We start from the raw sequence: 16,503 nt of genomic DNA, 5'->3' as shown, positions 1-16,503 counted from the left end.
GGCCCTGAATGTCGATACTGGAGGATTTGATGCGTTTCGTGCGTCATCCATTGGCCTTGTCCTGCGAGGGTCCAGTCGAGAGTTTCATGGCCATCTTGAATGGATTGATCTGAATGAAGTTTCTGTTTCTTCGCCTGCTGCGGAAAATAGGCGGGCCCTTGTTGCTGACCTGCCTGCTTGGTCCGGCCTGGGTGTTTGCCACGCCTTTGGTTTCCAATCTGCCTTTTGATCTGGGGTGGAATGGGGGTTCCAGTGCACAGGCACCGACGACGCCTGCGGCTGCGGCGACCAGCAACCCCGCCGCCACCTCGTCCTCGACCTCGACCTCGAAAGTGCCAACCGAGCGGCCTGCGGGTCCCAGCACCGGTGTTGTCAAGCCCGCCACACCTGCACCCGCCGTGACCACCGCTGCGGCGACCTCACAGATAGCGTCGCTCAGCATTGGTGCGGGTGATGTGCTGCAGGTCACGGTCTTCGGCCAGCCAGACATGTCTGCAGAGGTCTCGGTCACTGACGAGGGCGAGGTCACCCTGCCATTGATCGGGCTCCTGCGCATTGCTGGCATGTCGCAGGCCGAGCTTGAAAAACTCATTGCCCTGCGTTTGCGGGAACGCGAATACCTGCTGCATCCCGAGGTGTCGGTCACGGTCCGGCAAAACCGCAGTCAGGCCGTCTCCGTGCTCGGTGAGGTGGTGCGCCCGGGCCGCTACCCGCTGCAGGGCCGATTCACAGTGCTCGATCTGCTGGCGGTGGCCGGTGGCCTCACCCCCAAAGCCGACACGGTGGCGGTGCTGCTGCGCAAGGAGGGTGGGGCCGCAGGGACACCGGTGCGCATCCCCATCCGCCTGGACCGGGTGGCCAATCCCGACCGCAGTCCGCTGGACCTGGTCCTCAGCCAGGGCGACATGGTCTATGTGGGCCAGCAGAAGTTCTTCTACATCCATGGTGAGGTGCGTCGCCCGGGCAGCTATCCGATGGAGCCGGATCTCGATGTCATGCGTGCCCTGTCGCTTGGAGGGGGCGTGACCGAGCGTGGTTCGATGAGCCGCATCCAGATCCACCGAAAATCCGAGGGCACGGAGGCCCGTGATTTTTCACCGCAGCTGACGGACGCTGTGAAGGACGGTGATGTGATTTATGTGAAGGAGAGGATTTTTTGAATCCCTATCCGGTTGGATTGACCCTGAATCAGTTGGGGGCCATGCTCAGGTACCGTGTGTGGACGGTGCTGATCGTGACCTTTGTGACGGTGATCGTCACCGGCGTTGCGGTGATGCTGATTCCCAAGAGTTACACCTCGTCGGCTGAATTGTTCATTGAGTTCCGGGTCAATGACCCGATTTCGGGGCGTCAGTTTCCGGCCATCCTCGATGAAACCTATTTGCAGACCCAGGTCGACATCATTCACAGCAATGAGGTATTGGATCGCGTGATTGATACCCTGCGCCTGATGGAAGCCCCCGGTGCCGAGAAAAATCGTCAATTGCTGCGTGAGCGGGTTTTGAAAAGCCTGGATATTCAATTGCGCCGCACCAGTCGCATCGTCGAGATTCAGTATTCCGATCGATCTGCCGAGGCGGCCCGCGCTTTTCTCGATGCATTGATCAAGGCTTATTCCGACATCAACAGCGAAATCAGCGTGGCACCCGCGCGAGCCCGTACCGAGCAATACAACGCGCAGTTGCAACTGCTGCGCAATGAAATCGACGGTATTCAGCAAAAGCTCACCGAATACCAGCAAAAAGCCCAGATCGTTGACACCGATGAGCGTCTGGACAACCGATCGCGCCAGTTGGGTGAAATCTCGAGCCGGCAGTTGGCCCTGCGGTCCCAGCGCCAGGAGTACGAGGCCCGCATGCGCGCCCTCGACACCATGATCCGTTCGGGCAGCGATGTGCCGGATGTGCCCGAGATTGCCCAGTTGCCGCGCGTGGCCGAACTCAAACTGCGCCTTTCCGATCTGGAGCGCCGCATCAGCGAACTGTCGGCCACCTACGGCAAGATGCACCCCCGTCTGCAAGCCCTGCAGGATGAACGCACCGTGCTGGTGGAGCGCGTCAGGCGTGAAGCGAAGGCCGCCCTGGAAGGCCTGCGCCTCGAGGGCAGCCGCCTGGCCGACCAGGAGCGCGCGTTGGGGCGCAATTTCGACGAGCAGCAGCGCTCGCTGCTGGAGACCAAACGCCACCGTGACGTCATCAGCTCTTACCAGCGTCAGCTCGAAAGCACCCAGCGCGTCTACAACACGGCGGTCGCCAAATACGACGAAATCCTCATGTCGGGCACCGTCAATGGCACCAACCTGTCGGTTCTGCGCAAGCCCGAAGCCCCGTTGCGGCACTCCAAGCCCCAGATCACCAAGAGCCTGATCATGTCGGTGCTGGTGGGGCTGGCACTGGGGCTGGGTCTGTCCTTTGTGCTGGAGGTCACGGTGCGCCGCCTGCGTTGCCGTGAAGACATGGAACGCGGCCTGGGTCTGCGTATTTTTGGTCAGATTGGTCAGTCCACGGTCTGACGACACCTCCTCATGAAACTAGAACCGATCCTCGATGCCCATGCCGCTCCGGTGCCCCCGGCCTTGAGCAGCGACCGCATGGGTGAGCTGTTCATCCAGGCCGGCAAGCTGTCGCGGGCCCAGGTGGAGCAAATCATCCAGTTGCAGGAGACTTCGCAACTGCGCTTTGGTGAGGCCGCACGCCAACTCAATCTGTTGTCCGAGCAGGACATCAAGGCCGTGCTGGCCCACCAGTTCAACTACGTCACGGCCACCAACCTGCGGGTGGGGCTGGATGCCACCTGTCCCCTGCCGATCGCCAATTCTCCTTACAGTCCCGAAGCGGAGGCCATCCGGCGCATCCGCTCCGAGCTGTTGCTGGAGGCGCGGGGCCTGACCCCCCTGCAACTGGCGGTGGTCAGCCCCAGCGGTGGCGAGGGGCGCACTTACATGGCTGCCAACCTGGCGTTCTCGTTTGCCCAGGTGGGCAAGCGCACCTTGCTGATCGATGCGGATTTCCGCTCCCCCAAGGTGCACGCCTACTTCAGCATGAACAACAAGAAGGGCCTGTCGGGCGTTCTGTCCGGGCGCAGCGATGTCACGCTGGACGTGATGACCATGGTGCTTCCCAACCTGTATGTGCTGCCTGCCGGCCCACTGCCACCCAATCCGCTGGAAATCCTGCAAGACCCCAACCTTTCTGCCCTGATCGACAAGCTGGCCCGTGACCTCGATGTGATCGTGGTCGACACGCCGGCCGCCACGGCGTCCTCTGACAGCAAGGTCATCGCGCGCCAGGTGGGGACGGCCCTGGTCGTGGGTCGTGAGCACCGCACCCGCATTGCCGATCTGCGTGTCACCGTGCAGGCCATGCAGGATGTCGGCGTGCGTGTTTTTGGCACGGTCTACAACCGCTTCGACGGGCGCTCTGGCGCGGGCTCATCGGAGGCCGCAGGCCCCCGTTCCTGGTGGACTGCGCTCTCGCGCCTGTTCCAGCGCGGGCGTGCGCGCTGACAGGGGGCCTGGTGGCGGTCGGTAAGCCTTTCTGGACCCATTCCCTGTTGTCCGTTGTCGATCAGGTGCTGCTCAGCGGCCTGAATTTTGCGGTCGGCATGTGCCTCATCCGCTTCGGCACCAAGAGCGACTACGGTCTCTACTCTCAGTTGTTTGCGGCCAGCCTGTTCGCCGTGGGCTTGCTGGAGGCCCTCATCGGCAGTCCTTTGACGACGCTGGCCCCTCACATGCCGCCCGCTCAGCAGGCCCTGGCCATCCGGCGGCTGCAGCGCTGGCAATGGCTGGCCGGCGCAGGTCTGGGCGTGCTGCTCGGCCTGGTGGCGGCCTGGGTCGTCTGGGATGGTGTGCCCGAGGTGGCGCCAGGGCCGGTCGGCCTGGGATTTGCCGTCTTCGTCGCCATCACCACGGTGCGGGAGTACCGTCGCACGGTCTGGTTCATCCAGGCCGACCTGCGCAGCCTGTTGCTCAGCGATGGCTTGTATGTGGTGCTGGCCCTGATCGGTGGCGCCGCGCTGGCACTGAGCCAGCAGGTGGGGGCGGCGTCCATCCTGGCGGTGCTCAGCGTGGCCCAGGGCCTGGCCCTGATGGCCGGTCAGCGGCCTGCCCCGGCACCGGTCGACACGCCCCTGCCGGTCTGGCGTGAGACCCTGGCTGCGGTCTGGGACAAAGGCCGCTGGGCCATGCCCGGCATGGTCGTCGGCTGGTTGGGCAACTACAGCTTTCTGTACCTGGCCTCGGCCATGTCGGGGGTGGAGGCCACGGCCGAGGTCAGTGCCTCCCGTCTGCTGCTGGTTCCGGTGGGCCTCATGGTGGTGGCCTGGTCCAGGGTGGCCCGGCCTTTGGCAGGCCGACTGATCCATTCGCGCGACTGGCGTTCGTTGAATCGCCTGTCGCTGTTTTCGCTGGGGGGCATCGAGGCCCTGTCCCTGGTTTACATGCTGATGCTGGTCCTGGCCCTTCCGTGGCTGCAGGCCCACGTGCTCGGGGCCAAGTACCAGGGCATCAACGCCCTGGTGATGGCGTGGGGGGCGTACTTCCTGGTCAGTGTGGCCCGAACCATCGCCACCACCTGGCTGGTCAGCATCGGGGCGTTCCGCCAGTTGTTCATCGAAGGCTGTGTGGTCGTTCTGTTCATGCTGGCGGTGGCCAGCCTGACCATCCCGCACTGGGGCGCCCTGGGCGCGGTGATGGCCCTGATCGCGATGGAGTCCTTTGATTTTCTGCTGCTGCTCGGCTTGATCGCCTACCAGCGGCGCCGCCTGAGCCGGGAGCTTCCACATGCCTGACGTCAGCGTCTGCGTTTGCACTTTCCGGCGGCCCGAGTTGCTGAATGCCTTGCTGGCCCTGCTGGCCCAGCAGCGTCTGCCCGCCTTCGACATCGTGGTGGTCGACAACGACCCCGCCCACAGTGCCTTGCCGGTCTTGCAAGCCTGGGCCGAGCGCCTGCCATTGCGTTTTGCCCACCTGCCGGAGCCCAACATCGCCAAGGCCCGCAACCTGGCCGTGGCCCAGGCACGCGGCGACTGGCTGGCGTTCATCGATGACGACGAGTGCCCGGGCCCGGATTGGCTGTGGCTGCTGGTTCAAGCCCAGGCGGCGACAGGGGCTGACGGCGTGATGGCCCCTGTGCTGCCCACCTACACCGAGGCCACGCCGGCGTGGATGCGCAATGCGGGCCTGTTCGATCGGCGTCGTTTCAGCACCGGTACCCGCATCTTCACGGAGGATTCGCGCACCGGCAACGTGCTGCTGAGGACGGCCATGGCGCGCAGCCTGCCGGGCCCTTTTGATCCGGAATTTGGGCGCTCCGGTGGTGAAGACACGCTGTTTTTCTCGCTGCTGCACCGGGCGGGCTTTGTGTTCGTGTGGTGCGATGAGGCGGTGGTCACCGAAGAGGTTCCGGCAGATCGTGCCCGGGTGAGCTGGGTGCTGCGGCGGGCTTACCGCGGCGCCCAGACCTTTGTGCGGGTCGAGCTGTACCCGCTGTCGGGCCCCCGCCGCGTGCTGCGCGCAGGTGTTCTGGGCCTGCGGGCCTTGCTGCAGCTCGGGGTGGCCAGCCTGCTGGCGCTGGCCCTGAGCCCGGTGGACCGCCTGCGGGCCTTCCGCTGGCTGCGCGTGGCCTGCGCTCAACTGGGCAAGTTGTCGGCGCTGACGGGCGCGCGTTATCTTGAGTACCGGGCCTGAGGCCCTGTCGTGCCAGGACTGGGGTCGACTATTGGAGTCGAGGGGGTCGAGGGGGTCGAAGGTGTTGATGGGGGCGTTGCCGCCGCAGCCAGCAGGCGGTGGCGGCGCAGCGACCAACTCACGGCGATCGAGGAGTAAACCACCAGCATGGCCAGAAAATTCACGCCGCGCAGCAATGAACTCTCGGTCAGGTTGTGCACCAGGATCACCACGATGACGGCGCCATGGAAGGCGGCTTCACTGGCGTCATAGCGTGACAGGCGGTACAGCGTCACCAGGTGGTGGATCAAGAAGGCGGCGAACAGAACCAGGCCGACCAGGCCCAGTTCATTGAAGATGTCCAGGTAGCCGTTGTGGGCCTGGAACGGCACCCAATACATCTTGTCGATGATGGCCTGCGACGCACTGCCCTTGCCCAGCCAGAAGGCGCCATAGCCCACCCCGAGCCACGGGTGGTTCTCGATCTCGTCGAGCACCATGTCCCAGATATCGAAGCGCCCGCTGATGTCCGTTCGCTTGCCCAGCAGGTCGGCCACGGGTTTGAAGAACTCGTCCCAGGTCGGAAGTCGGCCCTGCACCACGTAAAGCACATGCAGGTAGACCAGCAGCAGTGCCACCACCACGATCAGCACCCGGCTGACGACAAACTCGTCGGCCACGTATTTCCAGCGGAACAGGGCGAAGCAGCCCACCCCCAGGGCGGTCACCAGCAGGCTGGTGGTGCTCTTCGACATCACCAGATTCAGCCCGCAAAAAACCAGCAACACCAGCAGCAGCAAGGTCGGCATGCCGCGCTGGGGGTGCGTGGCATACAGGCTGACCAGGGTCATCACGGTGAAGGCCGTCATGATGCCGTAGCTGTTCTTCTGGTCGGTGATGCCGCGCCAGGCCCCGCCGACCCAGGCCTCGTTGCCGGCGGTGGCGTACTCGATGGCCGTATCGGGGATCAAGCCCACCGCCAGCACCGACGCCACCAGCAGGAGCAGCATGGTGCCGCTCATCAGACGCAGCCATCGCCCATGGTCCAGGCCCTGAAGTTGCAGTGCCACGCCGATCAGCACCATGCCTGCGAGTTGCACCCCCTTCTTCACCGTCACCCCGGGCTGGACTGACCACAAGGCATTCAGCAGGCAGTAAATCAGCAAGGCCAGCAGGAAGGGACTCACCTGGGCCATCACCTCCTGGAAGCGTTCGAATCGGCGCAAGGCCAGTACACCAGCCAGAAGAAACAGGCTGCCCCACTGCAACTGGATGATCGCGTTGCCGCTGCTCAGGTTCTCGGCCTGGTTGGTGAACTCCCAGCTCAGGCCGGCGGGCAGCAGCGACCACGCCAGGCTCAGCACCAGCAACAGGCTGGCCCAGGCCTGGCCTGTTGGGGCCTGGGGCGGCGGGGGCGTTGCGGCGGCTGGAGAAACCGTGTCCATGGTGCGGGCCGGATCAGGGCAGGGCGGCCGGGCGCGCCAGATAGGCCTTGGACAGGGCCTTGAACTGCCCGCCATCGTTGCGCAGCGTGGTCTGGTTGCGTTCGCCCTGGCTGAACACCACGCCCACGCCCCCGGCGGCCACCAGTTGTTCGGGGTGGGTCAGGAAGTAGTGCACCCGGTTGTCGCGCCACGGCGGGCCACTGCTGGGGGCCGGCGCGGGTACGCCCAGCGGGGTTTGCCACCACAGCAGGGGGCGTTGCAGGCCCTCGAAATAACGCCGGGCCTGGGCCAGGTGCTGGGCAAAGTTGGGGCTGCTGGTGTTGCTTTCGTCCCAGTACCAGGGCCCGCCGTTGCGCACGCAGGCGGCTGTCCGCGATTGGGCCTCCATGCAGCCGGCGTCGCGGTCCTGGGTTTGCATGACCACGAAGTCGGCCTTGTCCGCGCCCAGCTTGAGCATGTAGGCCAAGTCACCGGCCTGCAGGTCGTGGAACATGGATGGCGGAAAACCCACATAGGTGCGTGGTGCACGCAGCCGCGCGCTGCGCAGCAGGCAGGCGGCCAGTCCGGCCACGGTGTCCGGCAGTTCGGTGCAGTCGGGGTTCAGCCGCACCAGTGCAGGGTGGCGTTGGGGGTCGGGCTGGGCGCGCTGGGTGTAGCCCCAGAAGTCGGGCTCCAGGTTCACCAGCGCTGGTTTGCCATAGCGGCCCAGCCGGTCGAACAGCAGTTGCACCTGCTGCCAGTAGGGGCCCATGAAAGCGGGGTCGGTCAGGCCGCTGATGTTGCCGTCGCCGCGGGCGGCCATCTGGTAAAGCGTGAACATCGGAACGGCGCCCACCAGTTCGGCGTGTTCGGCCACCAGATCAGCGTAGGCCCCAGCAGGGCTGTTCCAACTGAGCCAGGAGTCCTTGCCCACGCCATTGAGGTAATGCTGGTAGATGTCGGGCATCAGGCCCTGGCCCAGCACGGTGCCTGTGTCGGTCGAACCCACACCGATCAGCAGACGGCGGGGACGGCCCAGGGCCTGGGCCAGGGCGCCGGGCCGCTGGGCCAGTGGCAGGGTGGCGAGTTCGACATGGGCTGGCGCACCCGATGCGGGCGCAGGCCCGGCCTTGCCCTTGGGGCCCGCGGCGCCGCTCAGGCCCGTCAGCAGGCTCAGGCCCAGACCCAATGCCCAGACCCAGGCTGGGCGGCAGCGTGGCAGGACCGGGCGTCGGCGCGGGGCTGGGGTCGCTGGGGCGGTGCGGTCCATGTGCGCCTCCTGGGCGGTCCTGGGGTGGGTGGAAGGTCGCTGCGGTGTGGTGTGGCCCCGTCACGCCGGGCACAGCAAGACATTGACCGCAGATCGGCTGAAATTATGCCAGTCGCTTGTCGTGCATCAGGGCTGCCCTGTCGCTCTATCACTCAACTTGAGGGGTGCCAGCCTGACATACGCCAAAATGGAATGCTGGCGCCAACCTTCTGGGTGTCGATATCTTCCTTTTGCCACTTGCCTGCGGCGTCAATGTCCATGAGCGATTCGTTTTCCCGGTTCCAGGCCCAGCAACGCTTTGCCTCCCTGGATGGCCTGAGGGCCTTCAGCATCCTGGGTGTGATCTGGCACCACACTGCGGCCTCGGTTCACGGGCCTTTTCTGGGCCATGTGGGGGCGGAGGGGGTGTCGTTGTTCTTTGCCATCAGCGGGTTCCTGATCACCACGCTGCTGCTGCGTGAGCAGCGCCGTCAGGGGCGTGTGGATCTCAAGGCCTTTTACGTGCGCCGCAGCTTGCGCATCTTTCCGCTGTATTACGCCACTCTGGCGCTTTATGTTTTGACGGTCTGGGTGCTGGAGCGTCATTCGCCTGTCGGGCGGGCCTTTTTTGAGAATCTGCCGTACTTTGCCACCTACACCAGCAACCTGTTTGTCGAGATCCAGGGGCGGGTCATCTTCTACTTTGCCTGGTCCCTGGCTGCCGAGGAGCAGTTCTACCTGATCTGGCCCGGCCTCATGCTGCTGCTGGGCAGCCGGGGGCGCAGCGCCTGGGCCCTGGTGCTGCTGCTGAGTCTGAGCCAATGGGCCTGGGCCAGTGGTCGCGGCAACTGGGCCTTCTTGCCCAGTCCCTTGCTGGCCGGCGCCTTGCTGGCCTTGTTGCTTGACCAGCCGCGCAGCCACGCCGTGCTGAAACGCGCCTTGGCTTGGCGCGGCGCTCCCTTGGCCTGGGCGTTGGCCCTGGGTGGGGCGCTGGCCTGGGGCGAGGCGCCGGTCCTGCTGCTGGGGGGGCTGTTTGCAATGCTGGTCGGGGCCTGTGTGGTCCGTGAGGACCACGTGCTCCAGCCCTTGCTGAGCTGGCGCCCCCTGGCCTACCTCGGCACCATCAGCTATGGGCTGTACATGTTGCACATGCTGTGCAAGAACGCGGTGCTCAAGGCGCTGGGCCTGTGGGGGCCGGCCGGGGATGGGGGGCTGGTGTTTGTCCTCACCCTGGTGACGGCCGTGCTGGCGGCCAGCTTCAGTTTCCGCTATTTCGAGTCCTGGTTTCTGCGCCGCAAGACGGCCTTTGAACGATGAGGCTGAGCCGTCCAGTCGGTGCTGGCCAGGGCGCCGCTATCATGGCGGCGCCGTGCAGTGCGCGCACTGCTCCCGATGGTTCTTTTTCTGAAATGGGCGACCCGGTTTTATGAAATGGCATCTGCTGACGCCCTACCTCCAGACTCGCCAGCAGCCCTGGATCACCGATGGCCTGACGGGCCATCAGTTCAACATCATTCCAGCCACCTACCGCCATGACGCCTTGCGTGCCCATGCCTCGGGCAGGGACTGGCTGGATTTTCTGGGTCAGACCGCCCAGGCTTGGCGCGAGGCGCGGCCTGGCGATGGTTTCCTGACGGCCTTTCCGCCCCTGGCCACCACCACCGGCGCGCTGCGCCGGCTTGGGGGGGCTCCCGGCCCTTTGGTGGCCTGGACCTTCAACCTGGGGGCCCTGCAGGGCGGGCTCAAGCACTGGCTGGCCAGCCAGGCCTTGCGGGCGGTTGATGTGTTCGTGGTGCATTCGCGCCAGGAGATCGAGGCCTATAGCCAGTGGTTGCGTCTGCCTTCGAGCCGTTTCGAGTACGTGCCCCTGGGCCGGGAACTGCGGCAGCCCTGGCTGCCCGAGGACGAAGACCAACCTTTCGTGCTGGCCATGGGCTCGGCCAACCGCGACTGGCCCACCTTGGTCGCGGCGGTGGGGGCATTGGGTTACCGCACGATCATCGTGGCGCCGCCGCGCAGCCTGGCCGGGCTGGACCTGCCACCAGGCGTCGAGCTGCGCAGCGGCCTGAGCCGTGAGCAATGCCAGGCCTTGTGTCAGCAAGCCCGGGTGAATGTGGTGCCGATCGAGAACCAGACCACGGCGTCGGGCCAGGTCACGCTGATCGAGGCCATGATGTTTGGCCGCGCCGCGGTGGCCACGCGTTGCCCTGGCACCCTGGATCTGGCAGAAGACGGTCAGCATGCCCTGCTGGTGCCTCCAGGCGATGCGTCGGCCCTGGCAGACCGCATCGAAGCATTGTGGCTGGACAGTGCCTGGCGCGCACGCCTGGGCCGTGCGGCCGCGGCCCATGTGCAGGCTGAGTTCTCGGAGCAGGCCGAAGCTCGCCATCTACAACGCCTGCTGGATCGTTTCGGCTCGCCGTGAAGCCAGGTCGGGCTCAGCAGATAATCAGAGCCCCGGGTCCGTGGATTCTTGTGGTCCGCCCCTCTCATTTTTTCTGTCTTTCGAGTTGCGCCGTCTGACCATGTCTTCGTGTCCTTTTCCTGAGCAGAGCCCACGTCGTCAGGCCTGGGGCCCGCGCCTGCGTGGCCTGCTCCTGGCCACGCTGGGCGTTGGCGGGGCGGGCTCGGCCAGTGCCGTGGTCGAACTGTCCGTGCAACTGGACAGCAGTTGGGCCAGCGACAGCAACCCCTTGCGTCTGCCGGCGGGTGCCGACACCCAGGCTTTGTTGGGGCGTTCGGGTCCAGGTGACAGTGTGATGTCGGTCGATCTGCGCGCAGCCATGATCGTCCCGCTCGGATCGGACGACACCCGGCTGGAACTCAAGGCTGCCGAGGGCAAGCGCCAGTATCAGAAGCAAACGCAGCTGGACCATGAGATCCACCAGTTCGATGCCCGCCTGTTCTGGCAGCTCAGCCCTTTGTTACGGGGGCGTCTCAGTTACGGGACCGATGATCGGCTCTACCAGCCCCAGAACGCCATTCAGGTCGGACGAGACTTGATGCGTCAGCAGCAAGGGGGCTCGGAATTCGCGCTGCGCATCACCGAAGACCTGTCCTTGCCCATCACCCTGGAGCGCGCCTCGGTGCGGCACGAGAACCCTCAGAACCAGTTCCTGGATCGCAACGATCAGACGCTGCAACTGGCGCTGCGCTACACCTCGCCGCTGGGCTCCAGCCTCAGCGTGGGCAGCCGGCGCACCGCCGTGGACTACCCGAATCGGGCTGCCGCCGATGCCGCCATCCTCGACACCCACTACACCGACCGGCTCTACTTTGCCGACGTCGACTGGGTCTACAGCCCGCTGACCCGGGTCGGGGGGCGCCTGGGCTGGTTGCAGCGGCAATACGAGACCCTTGGGCAGAACGATTTTGACCACCGTCTGCTCACCCTGCGGGCCAGCTACCAGCCGTCGCCCCTGAGCCGATTCGATGTGGAGTGGGGCCGTCGCCTGTATGACTCGGGCACCCCTTCGGCGCTGTATTACCTGGCCAGTGGCCTGCGGCTGGGGCTGGATTGGCGCCTCACCGAACTCACCCGGCTGCGCCTGATGGCCGCGCATGACCGCCAGCAGAACCAGGGGGCCGCGGTGGCCGGCGCCCCCCTGGGGCAGCCCGACAACCAGGTCAATCGCCTGGGCGCCTCGATCGACTACGCCATCAGCCAGGGCTGGCGCCTGTATGCCGAGGGCCAGCGCGATCGTTTCACCACCGTGGGGGGCGGTACCTCGATCCAACAGAACGTGTTGCGTCTGGGGCTTGAGTACACCTACGAGAACGTGGCCGGCACAGCAGTTCGTGCCGGGCTGGGGCGGCGACCATGAGCCTGTCCCTGCTGAGTCGCGCCGACCGGTGGCTGGCCCGCCGTGTCGCCCGCCGCCTGTTGCCACTCGGGCAGGGGCCGGGGGTGCTGAGCATCAGTTTTGACGATGCGCCGGCCAGCGCCTGCCGTCTCGGTCGCCAACTGCTGGAGGACGAGGGGGCACGGGGCACGTGGTACATCGCCGGGGGGCTGACCGACCAACTTGAGCAGGGGCAGCTGTGCCATGCCGTGGCTGATTTGCAGGCTTTGGCCGAGGGCGGGCACGAGCTGGGTTGCCACACGTTCTCGCATCGCCCCTGCGCAGGACTCAGCCCGCAACAGCTGCACGACGAAATCCGTCGCAATGCGGATTTCTTCATCCGTGACGTGGGCGTGCCGGCCCCCCGCCATTTCTCGTTTCCGCTCGGGGATTACGGGGTGTTGTCCAAGCACCTGGCGGCGGCGCATTTTGACTCCTTGCGCCTGACCCGTCCTGGCATTCACCAGGGTCAGGTCGACCTGAACGGCTTGCAGGCCCAAGCGCTGTACGGCGACGGTTTGGCGGCGGCGGCCTTGCAGGCCCTGATCGAACAGACCGCCGCCAGTGGGGGCTGGCTGATCCTGTACACCCATGCGGTCACCGAGCCCGCGGTGCGCTGGGGCTGCACGCCGACCCAGTTGAAACAGGCCCTGCGCTGGGCCCGTCAGGCCGGCTGCGACATCCTGCCCGTGGGGCAGGCGGTCGACCGTTTCAGGGCCCGGGCGTTGCGGGCCTGAGTTTCAGGCTTATTTCAGGCTCAGCACCCAGCTGGCCAGCTTCTTGGCTTCGGCCTCGTTCACCTGGGTGTTGGCGGGCATGGGCACGGGGCCCCAGACGCCGCCACCGCCCTTGAGGATCTTGCTGCTCAGCTTGTCCACGGCGTCTTTCTGGCCAGCGTACTTGGCAGCGACATCCTTGTAGGCCGGGCCCACCACTTTTTTGTCCACCGAGTGGCAGGCCATGCAGTTCTTGGAGGTGGCCAGCGCCAGGTCGGCCATGGCCGGTGCTGCAAAGGCGAGGGCGGCGGCAAGGGTGAACAGGGTGCGCTTCATGATCATCTCGTGTCCGTGGGTTGCGTTACATTGTGATTCGGGAATTGTAGGGGTCTTGTCTTCCGCCGTGGAGGCAGGTGTTGGTCAATCCTCACATCGGAGTGCGTGATGTATTTTCTGGGCCTGGGCCTGATCCTGTTGCTGCTCAAATACCTGGAGATCGGTTTTGTCGCGACCTGGAGCTGGTACGTGATCGGTGTGCCATTTGCTTTGGCGGCGCTGTGGTGGGTCTGGGCCGATTCTTCGGGCTACACCAAGCGGCGGGCCATGGACAAAATGGAGAAACGCCGCCGCGACCGCATTGAACGGCAGAAGGAAGCCCTGGGCGTGGGCATCCGCAAACGGCGCTGAGGCTTCGCGCCAACCCGGGCGCGCCAAGCCGACTTGCTGAGCGACCTGCCCCGTGATGGCGCCTGTAGCGCCTTGGTCACAAAGTCCGTGTTGTTTGGTAAACCTTAATGCGAGTTGTTATCATTAACATGTAAACTTGCGCTTCACCAAATAACAACAATCCCGATTCATTGGAGTGTCGTGGCGCGGGGGCGAAGGTCCTTGTCCGGCGGCGGCCTTGGGTGAGCCGGGCAGACTGATCATGGCGTTTCACCTTCTCCGCCCGCGCAAGTGCGAGGCGATGGGCCCGCGGCCGTCTCGTTGGCTGGCTGGCCTGACCCTGTTGGGCGTGGGCCTTGTGCTGGCTGCCTGTGGCGGTGGGGGCGGTTCTTCCGCCTCGACCAGTTCAGACAGTCTTTCGGCTGCCGCTGCGCTGGGGCAGAAAATCTTCAACGACCCTTCGTTGTCGGCCTCGGGCAAGATGTCCTGTGCCACCTGCCACGATGCCACTTTGGGCCACGCCTCGCCTTTCGGCGGCGCCGTGGTGGCCGGCGGGCCCGCGCTGGACCAGCCCGGCACCCGCACCCCGCCCGCGCTCAACTACCTGCGCTACAACACCGCGTTCTTCTTTGCCAGCGACGGCACCCCCACGGGGGGCTTTACCTGGGACGGCCGAGCCAGTTCGCTGGCTGATCAGGCCGTTCGACCGTTCTTGAGTGCCAATGAAATGGCCAACAGCGACGCGGCGGCCGTCATCGCCAAGCTGGCCCAGGCCTCTTACGCGGCCGAGTTCAAGGCCGCATTTGGTCAGGGCATCTTCGATCAACCTCAGACCGCGTTCGATCGCGTGACCTATGCACTGGAGCGCTACCAGCGCGAGGACCCCGATTTCGCGCCCTTCAGCAGCAAGTTCGATCGGTTCACCGCCGGTTCAGTGGCCTTGAGCGATGCCGAACTGCGCGGCTTGGCCTGGTTCAACCGCAGCGACAAGGGCAACTGTGCTGCCTGCCACCCCAGCACCAAGCCGGCCAATGCGCCAGGCGCGCTGTTCACCGATTTCACCTTCGACAGCCTGGGGGTGCCGCGCAACACCGAGATCGCGGCCAATGCCGACCCGGCCTTCTACGACCTGGGCTTGTGTGGTCCCTCGCGCACCGACCTCAGCGCCCGCACGGACCTTTGTGGCCTGTTCAAGGTGCCCAGCCTGCGCAATGTGGCCCTGCGCAAACGCTTCTTCCACAACGGCAGGTTCAGCTCATTGGAGGACGTGGTGCGCTTTTATGTGCAGCGCGACACCAACCCCGAGAAGTGGTACCCGCTCGATGCCGGTGGCCAGCCCGTCAAGTTCAACGACCTGCCACCCGCGCTGCGCGGCAATGTGAACACCACCGAGGGGCCCTACAACCGCCCATTGGGCGGGGAACCGGCCCTCAACGAGTCTGAAATCCAGGACCTGGTGGCTTTCCTGCGCACCTTGAGTGACGGCTACAAGCCCTGAGAACTGAACGCTGCTCCCCCACCGCCCCCCATTTCAATTTGCGAAAGCCCCCATGAGCAACAAGTCCCTTCCACTTTTCCGTTGCAGCGCCCTGGCGCTGGCCACCCTGGTCCTGACCGGCACGGCCCAGGCGCAGACCCCGCCCCCGGCGGCCTTGCCTGAGGTGCTGGCCGAGCTGCGTCAACTGCGCGAAGAATTGAAGCAGGTGCGCGCAGAACTTGACACCGTCAAGCGGCAACAGGCCCAGCCTGGGCAGGGGGCTGCGCCCGCGGGCGCTGGCGCCTGGGCCGGATACGGCGGCGCGACCGCCAAGGCGGGTGAACCCACGACCACGACGGTGGCCACGGCGGCCTCGGCCGCCGAGCCCGCACGGGCCGTGGACAATCCGCTGAGCTTCTTCGGCTATGCCGAAATGAACTACAGCCGGCCGCGCAACAACGCCTCGGGCGCCACCGCCACCCTGCGCCGCGGCGTGCTGGGTTTTGCCTACCGCTTCAACGAGCGCACCCGCATGGCGGCCGAACTGGAAGTTGAGAACGCCGTGGTGTCGGCCTCGGACAAGGGTGAGGTGGAGTTCGAGCAGATGTACATCGAGCACGACCTCACCGACAGCCTGTCGGCCAAGGCGGGCCTGTTTCTGATGCCGGTGGGTTACCTCAATGAAAGCCACGAGCCCACGCGCTACTTCGGCGTGAACCGCAACCTGGTCGAGACCGCCATCATCCCCAGCACCTGGCGCGAAATGGGCCTGGGCCTGCGTGGCACCACGGCGGGCGGCCTGCGCTGGGACGCGGGCATGGTCACCAGCTTTGACCTGACCAAGTGGGACGCCGCCAGCAGCGAGGGACGCGACTCCCCACTGGGCGCGATCCATCAGGAGGGGCAACTGGCCAAGGCCCGCAACGCCGCCTTCTACGGCGCGCTCAACTACAACGGCATCCCGGGCTTCAATGTGGGCGGCAGCGTGTTCAATGGCGGCGTGGGTCAGAAGCAGACCAGCTTCGCCGCGCCCAATGCCTCGCTCACCCTGGCTGAACTGCACACCCGCTGGCAACCCGGTCGCTGGGATCTGTCGGCCCTGGCGGCCCAGGGCCGCTTCAGCGACATCTCGGCCCTCAACGCCACCTTTGCAGGTCAGGCCACTCCGGTGCCCAGCCGCTTTGGCGGCTGGTATGCCCAGGCTGCCTATCGGGTCTGGAGCCAGGGCGAATACGCGGCTGTGCCGTTTGCCCGTTACGAGCGCCTGAACACGGCCAGCGCCTACACCGGCTTGCCGGTGGGCCTGTCGCCCTCCATCCTGCCCGACGTGCGGGTGATGACCGTGGGCACCAGCTTCTACCTGAACCCGCAGGTGGTGCTCAAGGCCGATTTCCAGCGCTACCTCAGCGACAAGTCGCTGGACATGTTCAACCTGGGCGTGGGCTTCCACTTCTGATCGAG

General features: G+C 65.5%; 16 protein-coding genes. 12 read left to right on the top strand and 4 right to left on the bottom strand.

All coding sequences use genetic code 11. From position 1 onward, the window contains the following. Positions 1-43: 43 nt before the first annotated feature. Positions 44-442, bottom strand: a complete 399-nt coding sequence (locus AC07VS_RS11845) for a hypothetical protein (RefSeq protein WP_494751022.1) — start codon at positions 440-442, stop codon at positions 44-46. A gap of 46 nt (positions 443-488) precedes the next feature. Between AC07VS_RS11845 and AC07VS_RS11840 the strand changes: the two genes are divergently transcribed. From AC07VS_RS11840 to AC07VS_RS11820, 5 genes are read left to right on the top strand one after another with little or no spacing between them, the layout of a single operon-like run. Further along, positions 489-1,160, top strand: a complete 672-nt coding sequence (locus tag AC07VS_RS11840) for an SLBB domain-containing protein (RefSeq protein ID WP_494751021.1) — start codon at positions 489-491, stop codon at positions 1,158-1,160. After that, complete coding sequence (locus AC07VS_RS11835) at positions 1,157-2,512, top strand: Wzz/FepE/Etk N-terminal domain-containing protein (protein WP_494751020.1); 1,356 nt, start codon at positions 1,157-1,159, stop codon at positions 2,510-2,512. The genes AC07VS_RS11840 and AC07VS_RS11835 overlap by 4 nt, the downstream gene beginning before the upstream one ends. Before the next feature lie 12 nt (positions 2,513-2,524). Beyond that, complete coding sequence (locus tag AC07VS_RS11830; RefSeq protein WP_494751019.1) at positions 2,525-3,505, top strand: polysaccharide biosynthesis tyrosine autokinase; 981 nt, start codon at positions 2,525-2,527, stop codon at positions 3,503-3,505. 47 nt (positions 3,506-3,552) lie between these two features. Beyond that, positions 3,553-4,791, top strand: coding sequence for an MATE family efflux transporter (locus AC07VS_RS11825; RefSeq protein ID WP_494751018.1), 1,239 nt, complete (start codon positions 3,553-3,555; stop codon positions 4,789-4,791). Then, entirely contained in the window at positions 4,784-5,689 is a 906-nt protein-coding gene (locus tag AC07VS_RS11820; protein WP_494751017.1) for a glycosyltransferase family 2 protein, read from the top strand. Before AC07VS_RS11825 ends, AC07VS_RS11820 begins: the two co-directional genes overlap by 8 nt. Here the strand turns inward: AC07VS_RS11820 and AC07VS_RS11815 are convergent. Continuing rightward, positions 5,668-7,113 carry an O-antigen ligase family protein gene (locus AC07VS_RS11815; protein WP_494655503.1) on the bottom strand — a complete coding sequence of 482 codons (1,446 nt, stop codon included), beginning with the start codon at positions 7,111-7,113 and terminating at the stop codon, positions 5,668-5,670. The two genes, AC07VS_RS11820 and AC07VS_RS11815, sit on opposite strands and share 22 nt — an antisense overlap. Before the next feature lie 13 nt (positions 7,114-7,126). After that, positions 7,127-8,362, bottom strand: coding sequence for a hypothetical protein (locus AC07VS_RS11810; protein ID WP_494751016.1), 1,236 nt, complete (start codon positions 8,360-8,362; stop codon positions 7,127-7,129). Positions 8,363-8,620: 258 nt separating this feature from the next. Between AC07VS_RS11810 and AC07VS_RS11805 the strand changes: the two genes are divergently transcribed. From AC07VS_RS11805 to AC07VS_RS11790, 4 genes are all read left to right on the top strand, one after another. Further along, a complete protein-coding gene (locus AC07VS_RS11805) occupies positions 8,621-9,658 on the top strand; it encodes an acyltransferase family protein (RefSeq protein ID WP_494751015.1) in 1,038 nt (345 codons plus the stop codon). Positions 9,659-9,767: 109 nt separating this feature from the next. Continuing rightward, positions 9,768-10,766 carry a glycosyltransferase family 4 protein gene (locus AC07VS_RS11800; protein WP_494655506.1) on the top strand — a complete coding sequence of 333 codons (999 nt, stop codon included), beginning with the start codon at positions 9,768-9,770 and terminating at the stop codon, positions 10,764-10,766. A 100-nt stretch (positions 10,767-10,866) separates the two neighbouring features. After that, a complete protein-coding gene (locus AC07VS_RS11795; protein WP_494655507.1) occupies positions 10,867-12,165 on the top strand; it encodes a hypothetical protein in 1,299 nt (432 codons plus the stop codon). Continuing rightward, positions 12,162-12,920, top strand: coding sequence for a polysaccharide deacetylase family protein (locus AC07VS_RS11790; protein WP_492345067.1), 759 nt, complete (start codon positions 12,162-12,164; stop codon positions 12,918-12,920). The genes AC07VS_RS11795 and AC07VS_RS11790 overlap by 4 nt, the downstream gene beginning before the upstream one ends. A gap of 9 nt (positions 12,921-12,929) precedes the next feature. Here AC07VS_RS11790 and AC07VS_RS11785 read toward each other — a convergent pair whose 3' ends face one another. Next, entirely contained in the window at positions 12,930-13,235 is a 306-nt protein-coding gene (locus AC07VS_RS11785; RefSeq protein WP_494655508.1) for a c-type cytochrome, read from the bottom strand. Between the two features lie 108 nt (positions 13,236-13,343). Here AC07VS_RS11785 and AC07VS_RS11780 point away from each other — a divergent pair, with 108 nt between their 5' ends. The 3 genes from AC07VS_RS11780 (at position 13,344) to AC07VS_RS11770 (ending at position 16,498) form a co-directional block, all read left to right on the top strand. Next, positions 13,344-13,586, top strand: coding sequence for a TIGR04438 family Trp-rich protein (locus AC07VS_RS11780; RefSeq protein ID WP_494655509.1), 243 nt, complete (start codon positions 13,344-13,346; stop codon positions 13,584-13,586). A gap of 241 nt (positions 13,587-13,827) precedes the next feature. Then, positions 13,828-15,063, top strand: a complete 1,236-nt coding sequence (locus AC07VS_RS11775) for a cytochrome-c peroxidase (protein ID WP_492345070.1) — start codon at positions 13,828-13,830, stop codon at positions 15,061-15,063. A gap of 52 nt (positions 15,064-15,115) precedes the next feature. After that, positions 15,116-16,498: a hypothetical protein gene (locus tag AC07VS_RS11770; protein WP_494751014.1), complete on the top strand. Its 1,383-nt coding sequence runs from the start codon at positions 15,116-15,118 to the stop codon at positions 16,496-16,498. The last annotated feature ends 5 nt before the right edge of the window (positions 16,499-16,503 follow it).

The sequence above is a fragment of the Curvibacter sp. GW821-FHT01G03 genome (genome assembly GCF_059422285.1).
This window is presented reverse-complemented; position numbering and strand designations above follow the sequence as displayed.